Consider the following 15255-nt stretch of genomic DNA (forward strand, 5'->3'; position numbering starts at 1 on the left):
CGCGCTTGCGCGGCCTTCAGGCGCGGACTTGCCCGTGCGCGGGCCGGGGCCTGATCGCACGGCCAGCGAGCAGGCCGGCGTGTGCTGTTGTCGAGCACGTCGGATCGATACCACGAATTCCACATGCGCGAATATGTTTGAGTTGTTACGAAGTGTACGAACGACGCGCCAGCAGGCGCAGGTCCGTTTTATTATCACGGCCCGAGGCTCGTGCCGCGTGTTGGGGCTGCCGGCGTGGTCGCGGCAGCGCAGACATTCTAGCGCCCAGGTGGCGCGATGCCATCCCTGACGACTCGCAGGCCGCGACGGGTGTCGCCCGAATACAATACGTTCCCAGCCAGACTTCCTGAGAAAGCACCGCCGATGCCAGATTGTAGCGTGTCTGATCCGCCTTTCCCGCCGTTTGCGGCCGCGTCGAGTCCTGACGGCGATCGTCTGTTTGCGTGGGTCGCGCGGCATGGCGTGGGCGTAATCGTGCGCCGCGAAGTGCATGACGGAGCATTGCGATGAGTCTGCAGATCCTCGTCACCGGCGCCAACGGCTTCGTCGGCCAGGCGGTGTCCCGCGCGTTGCTGCGGCGGGGCGATCGCGTGACCGGCGTGGTGCGCCGGCCGCAGACGGCCGCCGAGGGCGTGCGCGAATGGCTGCTCGATACCGAAGACTTTGCGGGCATCGACCAGCGCTGGCCGGTCGCGCTCACTTGCGATGCGGTGATCCATCTGGCGTCGCGCGTGCACGTGATGCGGGAGACCCTGACCGAGCCGCTCGCCGCCTATCGCGCGACCAATGTCGAGGGCAGCTTGCGCGTCGCGGCCGCGGCGCGGCGCGCGGGCGCGAGGCGCTTCGTGTTCGTCAGCAGCATCAAGGCGATGGGCGAGGCGAGCAGCGGCCGGCCGATCGCTGAAACGGATCAGCCCGCGCCGTCCGATGCGTATGGCATCTCGAAACTGGAAGCCGAGCGCGCGCTGTTCGACTACGGCCGCTCGACGGGTCTCGAAGTCGTCGTGGTGCGGCCGCCGCTGGTCTACGGGCCGCGCGTGCGCGCGAACTTCCTGCAACTGATGAACGCGGTCGCGAGAGGCATTCCGTTGCCGCTCGGCGCGCTCAGCGCGCTGCGCAGCCTCGTGTTCGTCGATAACCTCGCGGACGCGCTCGTGCATTGCGCGACCGATCCGCGCGCGGCCGGCGAAACCTTCCATGTGACCGACGGCCGCGACCTCAGCGTGCCGGAACTCGCGCGTCTGCTGGCCACGCAGCTTCACGTGCCCGCGCGGCTCGTGCCGGTGCCGGCCAGCCTGCTGCGTCTCGCGGGTCGCCTGACCGGCCGCTCGGCGCAGATCGATCGATTGACCGGCGAGCTGCGCGTCGACAGTTCGCATATCCGCGAATGTCTGAACTGGTCTGCGCCGCATACGGTCGAGCATGGGCTGCTCGAAACCGCGGCGTGGTATCGCTCAACGCATTGACCACGGGTTGAACCCGCCTTGACTCCGACCTGACCCGCTAACGCTATCGATGCCGCTCGCTGCACACTCCGCCTCTTCCGTCGTCTCTCTACTGCCGTGGGGCGTCGCCGCGCTCGCCGCCTGCGCGGCTATCCTGTGGACGCTGCTGCGCACCGGCCTCGCGTGGCGGCTTGCCACCGACGTTCCCAATGACCGCTCGCTGCACACGCGCCCGACGCCGCGCGTCGGCGGCTGGGGCATCGTGCCGGTCGCGGTGCTGCTGATCGCGCTGGCGGCGCCGTCGCTGTGGCTGCCCGCGCTTGCCGCGGCGCTGCTCGCGGCGCTATCGCAGCTCGACGATCGACGTGGCCTGCCCGCACGCGTGCGCTTCGGCGGTCATGCGGCGGCGGTGGCGGCACTGATCGCCGTCTATCCGGCCGACGTGCCGTGGTGGGCGCTCGCGTGCATGGCGGTTCTACTCGTGTGGCTCGTCAATCTCTACAACTTCATGGACGGCTCGGACGGCCTCGCTGGCGGCATGGCGCTGTTCGGCTTCGGCGGCTATGCGGTGGCCGCCTCGCTGTCGTCGCACGCGGACCCGGCGCTCGCGACGGCGAGCCTGATCGTCACAGGCGCGGCCGCGGGCTTTCTGCTGTTCAACTTTCACCCAGCGCGCATCTTTCTCGGTGACGCCGGCTCGATCCCGCTCGGCTTTCTGGCCGGCGCGCTCGGCTATTGGGGGTGGCGCGAGGGTGTATGGCCGGTGTGGTTTCCGGCGCTGTGCTTCGCGCCGTTCATCGGCGATGCGTCGGTCACGCTGCTCAAGCGTCTGCTGCGCGGTGAAAAATTTTGGCAGGCGCATCGTGAACACTACTATCAAAGACTGGTGCAGTCGGGGTTGGGGCACGCATCGACCGCGTGGATTTGGTATTTGTTCATGGCGGTGGGCATAATGCTTGCTATCTGGGCGCTACAATTCGCTCTTCTGTATCAATGGCTGGTTGTCGTCGCATGGGCTGCCGTGCTGGTCATCGCGGGGCTGTGTATCGATCGCCGCTGGCGGCGCCATGTGTCCCGTTCCGGGCCAATCTGAGGTTCTGCGCAATGAAAAGCTTCAAAGCCAGATGGCTTTCGTTCAGTGCGTTTGCGTTCGACCTGTGCGCGGTGGCAATGGCCTGGCTGCTGGCCTATGTGATCCGGTTCAACGGACCGGTGCCCGCGCCGTTCTGGTCGAGCGGGCTGCATGCGCTCGTGTGGGTGCTGCTGATCTACGCGGTGATGTTCCGCAGCTACGGCCTCTATCGCGGCATGTGGGTGTTCGCGAGCCTGCCCGATCTCGTGCGGATCGCGAAAGCGATCGGCGTCGGCGCGCTGGTCGTCGTGATCGGCTCGGCGCTGTTGCAGCCGGCGCCGGTCGTGCCGCGCTCGGTGCTGATCGTGTCGCCGATGCTGCTGTTCCTGACGATGGGCGGCTCACGCGCGCTGTATCGCGCGGCCAAGGAGTTCTATCGCTACGGCGGACTGGTCGGCCAGGGCAAGCCGGTGCTCGTGCTCGGCGCGGGCAATGCCGGCGCGAACCTCGTGCGCGAGCTGAAGCGCTCGGGCCAATGGCGCCTCGTCGGTCTGCTCGACGACGATCCGATCAAGCAGGGCCGTGAAATCTACGGCTATCGCGTGGTTGGTGCGATCAGCGATCTGCAGAAAATCTGCACGGAGCTGAAGGTCGAGCATGTGATCATCGCGGTGCCGTCGGCGTCGGTGGAGGCGCATCGGCGCATCGCCACGCTGTGCGTGCGCGCCGGCGTACGCGCGATGACGCTGCCCGCGCTCACGCCGCTCACGCAAGGTCAGGCGTTCCTGTCGCGCGTGCGGCAGATCGATCTCGAAGACCTGCTCGGCCGTGACCCGGTGACGATCGACACCGAGCACGTCGCCGCGCTGCTGAAAAACCGCGTCGTGATGGTGACGGGCGCGGGCGGCTCGATCGGCTCGGAGCTATGCCGGCAGATCCTGCGCTTCGGTCCGGTGCAACTGGTCGCGTTCGACATCTCCGAGTTCTCGATCTATCGGCTGAACGAAGAGCTGCGCGACAAATATCCGGAAGTGTCGGTGGTGCCGATCGTCGGCGACGTGAAGGACTCGCTGCTGCTCGATCAGGTGATGGCGCGCTACTGTCCGCACATCGTGTTTCATGCGGCGGCCTACAAGCATGTGCCGTTGATGGAAGAGGTCAACACGTGGCAGGCGGTGCGCAACAACGTGCTTGGCACGTACCGCGTCGCGCGCGCGGCGATCCGCCACGACGTCGCGCATTTCGTGCTGATCTCGACCGACAAGGCGGTCAACCCGACCAACGTGATGGGCGCGAGCAAGCGGCTCGCGGAGATGGCGTGCTCGGCGCTGCAGCAGCAGGGCGCGCGGCGCACGCAGTTCGAGACGGTGCGCTTCGGCAACGTGCTCGGCAGCGCGGGCAGCGTGATTCCGAAGTTCCAGGAGCAGATCGCGCGCGGCGGGCCGGTGACCGTCACGCATCCGGAAATCACGCGTTTCTTCATGACGATTCCGGAGGCGTCGCAACTCGTGTTGCAGGCGTCGAGCATGGGGCGCGGCGGCGAGATTTTCATTCTCGACATGGGCAAGCCGGTGCGAATCGCCGATCTCGCGCACGATCTGATCCGCCTGTACGGTTTCACCGAAGAGCAGATTCGCGTCGTGTTCACGGGTTTGCGTCCGGGCGAGAAGCTTTACGAAGAACTGCTCGCGGACGACGAAACCACCACGCGCACACCGCACCCGAAACTGCGCATCGCGCAGGCGCGCGAGGTGCCGGACAGCCTGATCGACAATCTGCTGCCGTGGCTGATGCAGCATCGCGTGCCGGCCGACGATGAAGTGCGGCGCGATCTGCGGCGCTGGGTGCCGGAGTATCTGCCGGCGACGGCGACGACGCTGCGTAGTGTGGCGCCGGCGACGCGGGTGTCGTAGGCGTTCCGCCGCCGCGAGTCATCGGAGTAGTCGAAGCATTGAATCAGTACCCGCGAAGGCAGGTCAGTTGACCCGTTGAAGTTGGCCGCCGGATGTTTATAGATAAGAGCCCCTACAGATCTGCTGGGGCTTTTTTTATTTTTGCCCAGGAGAGCTGACGACCATCGCGCACGCCCCGGCTTTTCGGAGTCGTCTGAAGCCTGCGCCCGGCACATACACCTAGCATTGAACCGTCGCCGCCCGGTATGTCGTTCCCGCTGAGCTGGCGGCTCTGGCGGCTCTGGCGGCTCTGTTGGCTCTTTTTCTGTAATGCAAAGGTTTTGCGCGCCCGCGTGGCGCTTTTTTTTGTCCCGGCGCAAAAGGCGGCAACTCCGGAATCGACCTGTAGCGCGCCAGTGGCCCGCGCGCTTACGGTCAAGGTTCACCAACGGGAGGAACCTATGCAGGACGCAATGACCTGCAGCCAGCGCAATCAGGAGGCGTGACACATGGCCTACACGGGCAAATTTCTCGTGAATAACGAGCCCCTATCACCGATCACCATTTCTGGCATCGGCACGTTCAACGCGTATTCAGGCAACAATCAATATCGCAATCGGGGCGGCTGCACGATGGTGCCTAATGATGGGCCGCTCCCTGCCGGTAAATACTGGATCGTGGACCGCCCCACGGGCGGCATCCGTTCTCAGGTGTTTGCATGGGCAAAAGATGAGTGGAATGCAGCAATGGGTCACCCATCGAATCACGGTGATTGGTTCGCGCTATATCGTGATGATGGGACGATTGATGATCTGACGTGGATTAATGGCGTCAAACGCGGGCAGTTCCGTTTGCATCCGGCAGGCGGACGCGGGATTTCGCTTGGCTGCATCGCGCTGCCGAGCCATAGCGATTTCATGAGAATCCGCAACGCGCTGCTGCACACGGTCAAAATTCCCGCGCGCAGTTCGGGCCTTCTCGCCTATGGAACAATTGAGGTCATCACATATGGCAACACTTGCCCGTAGGGTGTTCAAGGTCGCCCTGTTTATCGGCCTGTGCTATCTCTCTCTGCTCTATGTCCGTCCGTACCATTATGAGTGGACAGAAAGCGAGTCGCGCGCATGGTTTGGTGCTTCACGTTGGCTTGGTGTCCGCGATCCCGAAGATTTGTATTTCGTGGTGTGGGTGACGATTGAACTGATCGCGGCGGCGCTGGCGTATGTGGCGATCATGAAGCTATGGCGGTGGTATCGCACGAAGTAGACGAAAGCCCCGGCGACGGGGCTTTTCTATTGTGCGCCGAGCATGCGCAACAGCTTGGGGGTGTGAGTCCCCTGTCCAACCTGATGGTGGTGAAGGCCTGGCAAAACGGGGGCGTCCATGTATGTGGGAGGGGTCGGGCCGCGAGGCCTGCCCCTATCCCGATTTTGCCCAGGAGAGTTGACGACCATCGCGCATGCCCCGGCTTTTCGGAGTCGTCTGAAGCCTGCGCCCGGCACATACACCTAGCATTGAACCATCGCCGCCCGGTATGTCGTTCCCGCTGAGGTGGCGCCCCGGTTGGCTCTTTTTCTGTGATGCAAAGGTATTGCGCGCCCCTGTGGCGCTTTTTTTTGTCCAGGCGCAAGAGGCGGCAAATCCGGAATCGACCTGTAGCGCGCCAGCGGCACGCGCGCTTACGGTCCAGGCTCACCAACGGGAGAAACCTATGCAGGACGCAATGACCTACAGCCAGCGCAATCAGGAGGCGTGAAACATGGCTTACTTCGGCAAATTTCTCGTGAACAACGCGCCGCTGTCACCGCTCACCATTAATGGCATCGGCACATTCGACGCCTATTCCGGCAACGGCCAATACCGCAATCGGGGCGGCTGCACAATGGTTCCCAATAACGGGCCGATCCCCGCTGGCAAGTACTGGATCGTCCCGCGCCCTACTGGCGGCGTGCGCTCTGCGGCAGAAACGTGGTTAAAAGATGAGTTCAATTACTACTCGTCGTACCCGACCGATCACAGTGAATGGTTTGCACTGTATCGTGATGATGGGCTAATCGACGATTACACATGGATCAACGGCGTGCGGCGTGGAAACTTCAGGTTGCATCCGGCAGGTGGTCGGGGTGTTTCGCTTGGCTGCATTACCCTGCCGAGCCGTACGGATTTCCTGAGAATCCGCAACTCACTCCTTCACACCATGACGATCCCTGCCGGCAATTCGGGGCTTCGCGCCTACGGAACAATTGAGGTCATCACCGATGGCAACACCTGTCCGAAGGGTGCTTAAAGTCCTGCTGTTTATAGGTCTGTACCTTCTGTCATTCCGATTTGTCCGACCGTACGACGATGGGTGGACCGAGTCTGAGATGCGTGCATGGATACACGCTTCGGAGGTGCTAGGTATCGGCGATCCCGAAAACCTGTATATCGGCCTGTGGATGACTATCGAACTGCTCGTGGCGGTGCTGGCGTATGTGGCGATCATGAAGCTATGGCGGTGGCACCGCACGAAGTAGACGAAAGCCCCGGCGACGGGATTTTTCTATTTTTGCTCAGGAGAGTTGACGACCATCGCGCACGCCCCGGCTTTTCGGAGTCGTCTGAAGCCTGCGCCCGGCACATACACCTAGCATTGAATCGTCGCAACCCGGTATCGCTTTCTCGCTGAGGTGGCGGTTCGGTTAGCTCTTTTATCTGTGATGCAAATGTTTTGCGCGCCCTTGTGGCGCGCTTTTTCTTGCCCAGGCGAAGGAGGCGGCAAATCGGGAATCGACCTGTAGCGCGCCAGGGGCACGCGCGCTTACGGTCAAGGTTCCACGACGGGAGGAACCTGTGCAGGACGCAATGACCTACAGTCAGCGTAATCAGGAGGTGTGACATATGGCCTACACCGGCAAATTCCTCGTGAATAACGAGCCACTATCACCGCTCACCATTTCTGGCATCGGCACCTTTGACGCTTATTCTGGCGACCGGCAATACCGCAATCGGGGCGGCTGCACGGCTGTGCCTAGCAAGGGGCCGATTCCCGCCGGCAAATACTGGATCGTCGACCGTCCGACTGGTGGCATCCGTTCACAGGCTTACGCATTGGGAAAAGACGCGTTGAATGCCGTTTTCGGCCATCCGTCGAATCACGGTGACTGGTTCGCCCTGTATCGGGATGATGGACTAGTCGATGATTTCACTTGGGTCAATGGTGTCAAGCGTGGGCAGTTCCGGTTGCATCCAGCAGGCGGGCACCGCGCATCACTTGGTTGCATTACCTTGCCGAGCCATAGCGATTTCATGAGAATCCGCAATGCGCTGCTGCGCACCATGACGATCCCTGCCGGCATTTCGGGGCTTCGGGCCTACGGAACAATTGAGGTCATCACATATGGCAACACTTGCCCGTAGACTGTTCAAGGTCACGTTGTTTCTGGCGCTGTTTGTTCTCTCAGTTCTTTATGTCCGGCCGTATCCGTACGAGTGGACAGAAAGCGAGTCGAATGTATATTGGGCGGCTTCCGATTGGCTCGGTGTGCGTGACCCTGATGACCTGTATTACATGGTGTGGGTGACTATCGAACTGATCGTGGCGGCGCTGGCGTATGTGGCGATCCTGAAGCTATGGCGGTGGTATCGCACGGGATAAACAAAAGCCCCGGCGACGGGGCTTTTGTTTATCCCGTGCATTGATGAATTTGGAGGAATCTCGTGAAGAGAGGATTTATTGCTACATTTCGAGCCGAGTGAGCCGATTTCAGCCTTTGTCGTTTCTGCTCACCGCTTCCCCTTCCTCACCACCATCCACCGCGGCGACTTGAACCGCACGATGCTCACGTAAAGCCACACATACGTCGCGGCGAACACGACAACGAAGCAGAACAGATGCAGCGTGTGCCGCCAGAACAGCGTCGCCGGCACGACCGCAATCAGGCACAGCAGCCACAGATACGGCGACGTCAGCGAGTTGCGGCGAGTCAGCTCGCGCGCGGTGCGCGCGCCGACCGCCCAGCGCATCAGCCGCTTGTAGACCAGCATATGCAGATGCACGCCATCCGGAATGCCCGGCGACATGCCGCGAATGAACTTCTTGCGGTAGATCGAGAAGCAGGTCTCGAAGATCGGGTACATGAAGAGCAGCATTGGATACCACGCGGATACGTCGCGATTGCGCATCACGAGCAGGATCGACAGCTCGGCGAGCATGAAGCCGATGAAGTAAGCACCGCCGTCGCCGAGAAAAATCAGCCCGGCCGGGAAGTTCCAGATGAAGAAGCCGAGCACCGCGCCCATCATCATGAACGACGCGGACAGCACGACCGGGTCGTGCACCTGGAACGCCACATACGCGAGCGACGCGAACATCATGAACGCGACCATCGACGCGAGGCCGTTGAAGCCGTCGATGATATTGATCGCGTTGGCGAGCGCCGCGACCGCGAGCACCGTGACCACGAACGAGATCGCCGCATATGACAGCAGAAAGTCGAGCGGCGGCACGCTGATGCGCGTGACCGCGATGTCGAGAAAGAACCAGGCGAGCGCGGCGGCCGCCATCGTGCAGATCAGGCGTGCGAGCGGCGACACGCGCTTGGTCAGATCCTCGACGAGCCCCGAGCCGAACGCCGGCATGCCGCACGCGATCAACCCGAGAATGCTGCCCGATACGGCTGGATACGCGCGATGCAATTGCACCGCGGAGACGATCAGCCCGACCAGAATCCCAGTCCCCGCCGATGCGCGGCACCGGCCGCACGTGGAATTTCTGGACGCCGGCCAGATCGGTGTCGGTCGAGAACTTTTCATGCAGATGCGCATAGCGCACGATCAACAGCGTGATCAGCAGAGAGACGAGAAAGCCGAGCGCAAAACTAAGCATGAAAGTGGGCCTGAGCGAAGACGCGGAATTATACAAACGAAACGTGCGGCGGCCGGCGCGCGGCACGGGCGCGAAGCTTTCATCCAGGCCGGCAAAAAATCCCAGATAGCGAGACCGAAGTGGCCCGCACAGGCCCGTGAGCGCTCGCTCCTCATGGATTCCCCCTATGCGGCGCGCGCGCGCCGCAACCGTAAACCTGGATGCGACGAAGTGTAAGTCGCGCGCAACAAAGGCGTTCCGGAGACCCAATGCTTAATAACATCACAATTCGTGGCGGACTGACGCTCGTGATCAGCGTATTCGTCGCCTTCCTTCTGACGGTGATCGCTGTCGGCTACGGCGCGCTGAAGCTCGCCAACGACAGCCTCGACGACACGCAGCGCAGTGCGGTCGCGCTGTCGCATCTGAAGGCGAGTTCCGAGAAGCTTCTGCAGGTGCAGCTCGCATTGGGCACCTATCAGACCTTGTTCAGCGTCGGCAAGCAGACCGACGATCTGCTGCCGGCCGCGCACAAGGTGCTGCTCGAATCGAACCACGACTTCCGCAACTACATGGCCGGCCCGTTCGCGAGCGACGCAGAGCGCAAGCTCGCGCAGAGCGTCGGCGACGCGCGCGCGGCGCTCGTCGACAAGGCGATCGAACCGGAATTCAAGGCATTGATCGACTTCGACTTCAACACCTTCCGCAACATCCAGGGCGACACGGCGAACAGCCTGTACGCGTCCTACTCGAAAGCGATCGACGCGCTCGAAAAAGCGCAGATGGACAATCAGCATCAGCAGGCCGCGACCGGCGCGCGACGCTTCCAGCTCGCGACAGTGCTGTTCGGCGCGATCGCGGTGATCGCGCTCGTGATCGCGGTGGGCGCTCGGGTCGCGTTGTCGTCGGCGCTGATCAAGCCGGTCAACGCGACGGTCAAGCACTTCGAGCGCATCGCGGCCGGCGACCTGAGCGTCGCGATCAAGGTGAAATCGCGCAACGAGATGGGCCAACTGCTCGGCGCGCTGACGCGGATGCGCGACGGCCTCGTCGAAACGGTCGGCAAGGTGCGCGGCAGCACGAGCGCGATCGCGCAGGGCGCGAACGAAATCGCGTCGGGCAATGCCGATCTGTCGGCGCGCACCGAGCAGCAGGCGGCCGCGCTGCAGCAGACCGCGGCGAGCATGGAGCAGCTGTCGGCGACCGTGAAACAGAACGCCGACAACGCCAGGCAGGCGAACCGCCTCGCGCACGGCGCGCTCGATACGGTCACGCGCGGCGGCAAGGTGGTGTCGCGCGTGACCGAGACGATGGACGGCATCAGCGAGTCGTCGCGCAAGGTCACGGAGATCATCGGCATGATCGAGGGGATTGCGTTCCAGACCAATATTCTCGCGTTGAACGCGGCCGTCGAAGCGGCGCGCGCGGGCGAGCAGGGACGCGGCTTCGCGGTGGTCGCCTCGGAAGTGCGCAGTCTCGCGCAGCGCTCGGGCGCGGCGGCCAAGGAGATCAAGGAGCTGATCGGCGAGTCGGCGGCGAAGGTCGAGCAGGGTGCCTCGCTGGTGTCGGATGCGCAGAAGACGATTCAGGAAGCGCTGAAGGCCGTCGAGCGCGTGACCGGCGTGATGAGCGAGATTGAGGCGTCGGCGCTCGAACAGAGCGACGGCATCGAGCAGGTCAACAAGGCGGTGTCGCAGATCGACGAGGTCACGCAGCACAACGCGGCGCTCGTCGAGCAGGCGGCGGCCGCGGCGAAGTCGCTGGAAGAGCAGGCCATCGTTCTGAAGGAGGCCATTGCCGTGTTTCGGCTTGAGGAGTCGGGCGCGGCGGCTTAGAGTCCAGCCCGGAAAAACGTCTGGCTGTCGATGACATAGCGCGCCGACAGCTACCTTAGAATCCTGTTTTCCATCTCGACCTCCGCTGGTGCTGCCGGTTTCTTCCATGTTCTTCATCAAGTGGAAGTGGTTGATCGGGGAACCGCACCCGATCATGGCCAAGCGTTGGATAACTCGAAAACAGGTGTTCGATGCTCAAAGGGTTGGCAGCATTTCTTCTTTCGGCGCTCTGTGTCGGGCTGTTCATTATCGTGTTCGGTCAGACCTTTCCGTCCGCGCAACTGCACGAGGTCGGAGACTTTGCGGCGAACTCGTTGCTGATCGTCGACGCGAAGCATCTGAAGCTGCTCGTCGGACATTACTCGCGCGTCGGGTTCAATCATCCCGGCCCCGCGTTTCTTTACGCGCTTGCCGCGGGCGAGATCGTATTTTTCGACCTGACGCGCTCGGTCGCGTCGCCGTTTTCCGGTCAGATCCATGCGGTTGCGCTGCTTTCCGGTTTCTGGATCGCGGCAATCGGGACGCTTTTGATCAGGATGCAGCCGGCGACGAGGGGAGCCACTGCGGCAGCCGTCCTCACCACGGCCTTATTCGTCGGTGTCACCGCTTACATCAACTACCAGGCCTTTGCCGGTCCCTGGTTCCCACATCTCTATTACTTTGCTTTTGCGGCGTTCACGGTGTCCGTCGGCGCATTGATCATGGGACGCGCAGACGGGCTTCTGCTGCTTGCCGTGAGCCTTGGATTTCTTCTGAACGGTCATGCTTCTTTTCTTGGTATGACGGGCATCATGCTGGCGTGCGCGCTGATAGCCAATACCTGGATTTCGTTCAGATCGGGTTCCAATGGGACCCGGGTGTTGAGCCGGCATTACCTCGCGAGCAATTTTCGAACGATCGCTGTTGCGTCGGCGATCGTAGTGATTTTCCTGATTCCTCTCGCGATCCAGACGATCCTTCATTTTCCCGGGCCGCTCGCTGAATATGCCGCTTTTGGCCGTGCCCACCAAGCCAATCGTTTAGTGGACGCCGCGCGCTTTGCCGGTCTTTTCTGGAGTAACGGACTGTTCGGTATTCTGCTGGGCGCGGCGGCTTGTGCTGTTCTCGTGACGAACGATCCCGCGCGCGACAATGAAAGCCGCGTCGCACCTGAGCGGGCATTGTCGTTGGCGCTGGCCAGCGCGACAGCCGCCTTTGTCTTTTATGCCGTTTTCGGAGTCGACGATCTTTCACTGACCTATGTCGGGATCTTCTACTACGTCGTTCCTGCTCTGGCGCTCACGTTGCTGGCGAAGCGTTTCCTCGACAATGTGACGGTTGCGACCGCGCCCATTGCCGTGATCGTTTGTGTGGCCGTGGCGGCTTTCACTGCGATCCGGATTCATCAGCCGCCTGAAAACGTTTCCCAGTACAACGATCCTCGAATTCCCGCTGCTTACGCAGCTATCCGCACTCTCGAAGCGGGGGGCGGCGTGACTGTTCTCGACCTCGATGGATCCGCGGATTGGGAACGGCTGTGGCCTATTCTGGTGGGCATCGAAGCGTATGGCAAACGCCAGGGCAGCGTACCGTTTTGCATCGCGCAAAACTGGCAGCTCGTGTTCACTCGGTCGGCGCGCTGCACGCCCGACGAAATGCGAGGCCCCCACCGGCGTTTTCTGGTGTCGGCGGTGCCGAAGGAAGGCTTGACCGGCGCGGTGAACGTTTCCGGCCTGTATTTTTATCCGCGCGAATCCGCGGAGTAAGAAAGAGCGCACGCGCTGGTGGCGCGTGCGCGATAGGGCGGTGACGCGGGCCGGGCGCCCGCCCGACTCATCGATCGGGCCGGCGCGACGGCGATCGCGTCACGTACGTCAGGCAAACCCCTGCGGATTCGTCGACTGCCAGCGCCAGTGGTCCGCGCACATGCGCTCGATGCCGAACTGCGCGCGCCAGCCGATGATTTTCTCGGCCGCGCTCGGGTCCGCGAAACACTGCGCGACGTCGCCCGGGCGGCGCGCGACGATCTCGTACGGCACCGGCCGCCCCGAGGCCTTCTCGAACGAGCGCACCACGTCGAGCACGCTATAGCCCTGGCCCGTGCCGAGATTGACGACGAAGCTCGCATCGCGCTCGACGAGCGCATCGAGCGCGGCGAGATGCCCGCGCGCGAGATCGACCACGTGGATGTAGTCACGCACGCCGGTGCCGTCGGGCGTCTCGTAGTCGCCGCCGAACACGCGCAGCTTGTCGAGCTTGCCGACCGCGACCTGTGCGACGTACGGCATCAGGTTGTTCGGAATGCCGGCCGGATCTTCGCCGATCAGGCCACTTTCATGCGCGCCGACCGGATTGAAGTAGCGCAGCGTCGCGATGCGCCACGATGGGTCCGACACTTCGAGATCGCGCAGGATCTGCTCGGCGATCAGCTTCGATTGACCATACGGATTGGTCGCCGACAGCGGGAACGATTCGTCGATAGGCGAGCTCTTCGGCACGCCGTACACCGTTGCCGACGAACTGAACACGAACTGCTTGACGTTGCGATCGCGCATCACGCCGAGTAGCGTCAGCAGGCTGCCGACGTTGTTCGCGTAGTACTCGATCGGCTTCGCGACCGACTCGCCGACCGCTTTCAGCGCCGCGAAATGGATCGCGCCGGTGATCGGATGCGCATCGAAAATCCGCTGCAGCGCGGCTGCGTCGCGCGCGTCGTCGTCGTAGAAGCTCACCGCACGGCCGGTGATTTTCTCGACGCGCCGCACCGCTTCGCGCTTGCTGTTCACGAGGTTGTCGATCACCACGACGTCGTAGCCGCCGTTCAGCAGTTCGACGCAGGTGTGCGAGCCGATGAAACCCGCGCCGCCCGTTACCAGAATCGTGCCCTTCATGGTCATGCTGTTGCTCCCATTAAAGTAAAACACCCGTGATTTTTTGCACCAGGTCTTTATAGGTTTCGACGACCATGCGTTCGTCGAATTCGGTCGCGACTTTCTGCCGGCCGCGTTCCGCCATCGCGCGCCGCTCCGCGCCGCTCATGTCGAGCATGCGTGCGAGACTCGCGGCAAGGCTCTGCGCATTGCGCGCTTCGCACAACAAGCCGTTGACGCCGTCGGCCACCACCTCGCGGCAGCCGGGCACGTCGGTCGCGACGATCGGCCGGCCCATCGCCGACGCTTCCATCAGCGTGCGCGGCACGCCTTCGCGATACGACGGCAGCACCACGCAATCGGCATCGGCGATGAACGGCCGCACGTCGTGCGCCTCGCCCAGATATTCGATCACGCCTTCCTGTTCCCACGCGGCGACTTCCTCGCGCGTGATCGCGCTCGGATTGTCGACGCCGACCGGCCCGAGCAGTTGAAAGCGCGCGTGGCGGTAGCGCGCGCGCAATTGCCGCGCGGCCTCGACGTATTCGCCGACGCCTTTGTCCCAGAGCAGCCGCCCGATCAGCACGAAGCGAAACTCCGCGCGCTCGCGCAGCGGCGTGAACGCGAACTGTTCGAGATCGACGCCCTCGCCGTGCAACAGCCGCGCGCGCTCCGGATGCACGAGCAGCTTGCCGTCGATGAACGCGGCCTGATCGTCGCGATTCAGGAACCACACTTCACGCGGAAAGCGGAACGCGAAACGATACAGCCTTTTGGCGATCTGCGCGGCGCGGCTGTGCTGGATGAACACGTAGCCGAGCCCGGTGGTGACCGCCACCGACTGCACGCCAGCCAGCTTCGCCGCGATCGAGCCGTAGATGTTCGGCTTGATCGTGTAGTGAAACACGACATGCGGACGGATGGTCCTGTACTGCCGATACAGCGCGACGAGCGTGCGCAGATCTTCGCCCGGACTCGTGCCTTTCGACGCCATCGGCAGCTCGATGCAACGGCAGCCCATCGCGGCGAGCAACTCGAAGGTGCGGTCGCGCGGCGCGAGCACCGTCACGTCGACGCCGCGCCCGATCAGCGTGCGGATCAGCCCTTGCCGATAGGTATAGATTGCCCAGGCCGTGTTGCAAACGAGTGTAATGCGTAGCGCGGGCGTCGACTTGAAAGAGGGCTTCATGCGAAGAAATGCCGGGCGTTGAATGAAGTGTGGACCATTGATACGAAGACAGCGCCCTACGATGCGGCGCAAACCTCAGCGAATGAAGCGACAGCGACAGCGACAACGACAACGACAACGACAGCGC

At 62.8% G+C, this 15255-nt stretch carries 13 protein-coding genes and 1 pseudogene; 11 read left to right on the plus strand and 3 right to left on the minus strand.

What is annotated here, in order from left to right; translation table 11 throughout:
• Positions 1-506: 506 nt before the first annotated feature.
• The 9 genes from OKW37_RS07625 to OKW37_RS07665 all read left to right on the plus strand — a co-directional run bounded on the left by OKW37_RS07625 (position 507) and on the right by OKW37_RS07665 (position 8046).
• The gene (locus tag OKW37_RS07625; RefSeq protein ID WP_090803328.1) at positions 507-1466 is read left to right on the plus strand and encodes an NAD-dependent epimerase/dehydratase family protein; all 960 of its coding nucleotides are present in this window, start codon (positions 507-509) and stop codon (positions 1464-1466) included.
• A gap of 49 nt (positions 1467-1515) precedes the next feature.
• On the plus strand, positions 1516-2538 hold the full coding sequence (locus OKW37_RS07630) for an MraY family glycosyltransferase (protein WP_429407213.1): 1023 nt from the start codon (positions 1516-1518) through the stop codon (positions 2536-2538).
• A gap of 11 nt (positions 2539-2549) precedes the next feature.
• Entirely contained in the window at positions 2550-4430 is a 1881-nt protein-coding gene (locus OKW37_RS07635) for a polysaccharide biosynthesis protein (RefSeq protein ID WP_429335862.1), read from the plus strand.
• 488 nt (positions 4431-4918) lie between these two features.
• Positions 4919-5437, plus strand: a complete 519-nt coding sequence (locus OKW37_RS07640; RefSeq protein WP_184059745.1) for a DUF2778 domain-containing protein — start codon at positions 4919-4921, stop codon at positions 5435-5437.
• Complete coding sequence (locus OKW37_RS07645; RefSeq protein ID WP_184045459.1) at positions 5418-5675, plus strand: hypothetical protein; 258 nt, start codon at positions 5418-5420, stop codon at positions 5673-5675. The genes OKW37_RS07640 and OKW37_RS07645 overlap by 20 nt, the downstream gene beginning before the upstream one ends.
• Before the next feature lie 493 nt (positions 5676-6168).
• Positions 6169-6696, plus strand: a complete 528-nt coding sequence (locus OKW37_RS07650) for a DUF2778 domain-containing protein (protein WP_429407210.1) — start codon at positions 6169-6171, stop codon at positions 6694-6696.
• A gap of 79 nt (positions 6697-6775) precedes the next feature.
• Positions 6776-6925: a hypothetical protein gene (locus OKW37_RS07655; RefSeq protein ID WP_429335865.1), complete on the plus strand. Its 150-nt coding sequence runs from the start codon at positions 6776-6778 to the stop codon at positions 6923-6925.
• Positions 6926-7289: 364 nt separating this feature from the next.
• Complete coding sequence (locus OKW37_RS07660; protein ID WP_429407208.1) at positions 7290-7808, plus strand: DUF2778 domain-containing protein; 519 nt, start codon at positions 7290-7292, stop codon at positions 7806-7808.
• Complete coding sequence (locus OKW37_RS07665) at positions 7789-8046, plus strand: hypothetical protein (RefSeq protein WP_429407206.1); 258 nt, start codon at positions 7789-7791, stop codon at positions 8044-8046. Before OKW37_RS07660 ends, OKW37_RS07665 begins: the two co-directional genes overlap by 20 nt.
• Positions 8047-8174: 128 nt before the next feature.
• Here the strand turns inward: OKW37_RS07665 and OKW37_RS07670 are convergent.
• A pseudogene (locus OKW37_RS07670) lies at positions 8175-9276 on the minus strand (MraY family glycosyltransferase).
• A gap of 248 nt (positions 9277-9524) precedes the next feature.
• Here OKW37_RS07670 and OKW37_RS07675 point away from each other — a divergent pair.
• The gene (locus tag OKW37_RS07675) at positions 9525-11090 is read left to right on the plus strand and encodes a methyl-accepting chemotaxis protein (RefSeq protein WP_429407204.1); all 1566 of its coding nucleotides are present in this window, start codon (positions 9525-9527) and stop codon (positions 11088-11090) included.
• A 191-nt stretch (positions 11091-11281) separates the two neighbouring features.
• Positions 11282-12835, plus strand: coding sequence for a hypothetical protein (locus OKW37_RS07680; RefSeq protein ID WP_429407202.1), 1554 nt, complete (start codon positions 11282-11284; stop codon positions 12833-12835).
• Positions 12836-12943: 108 nt separating this feature from the next.
• Here OKW37_RS07680 and galE read toward each other — a convergent pair whose 3' ends face one another.
• Positions 12944-13966 (minus strand): UDP-glucose 4-epimerase GalE, encoded by a 1023-nt coding sequence (galE, locus tag OKW37_RS07685; RefSeq protein ID WP_429407200.1) that lies wholly within the window; start codon positions 13964-13966, stop codon positions 12944-12946.
• A gap of 13 nt (positions 13967-13979) precedes the next feature.
• Positions 13980-15128 carry a glycosyltransferase family 4 protein gene (locus OKW37_RS07690; protein WP_090803349.1) on the minus strand — a complete coding sequence of 383 codons (1149 nt, stop codon included), beginning with the start codon at positions 15126-15128 and terminating at the stop codon, positions 13980-13982.
• Between the last annotated feature and the right edge of the window lie 127 nt (positions 15129-15255).

Source organism: Paraburkholderia sp. MM5482-R2 (assembly GCF_050436125.1).
Lineage (GTDB): Bacteria > Pseudomonadota > Gammaproteobacteria > Burkholderiales > Burkholderiaceae > Paraburkholderia > Paraburkholderia tuberum.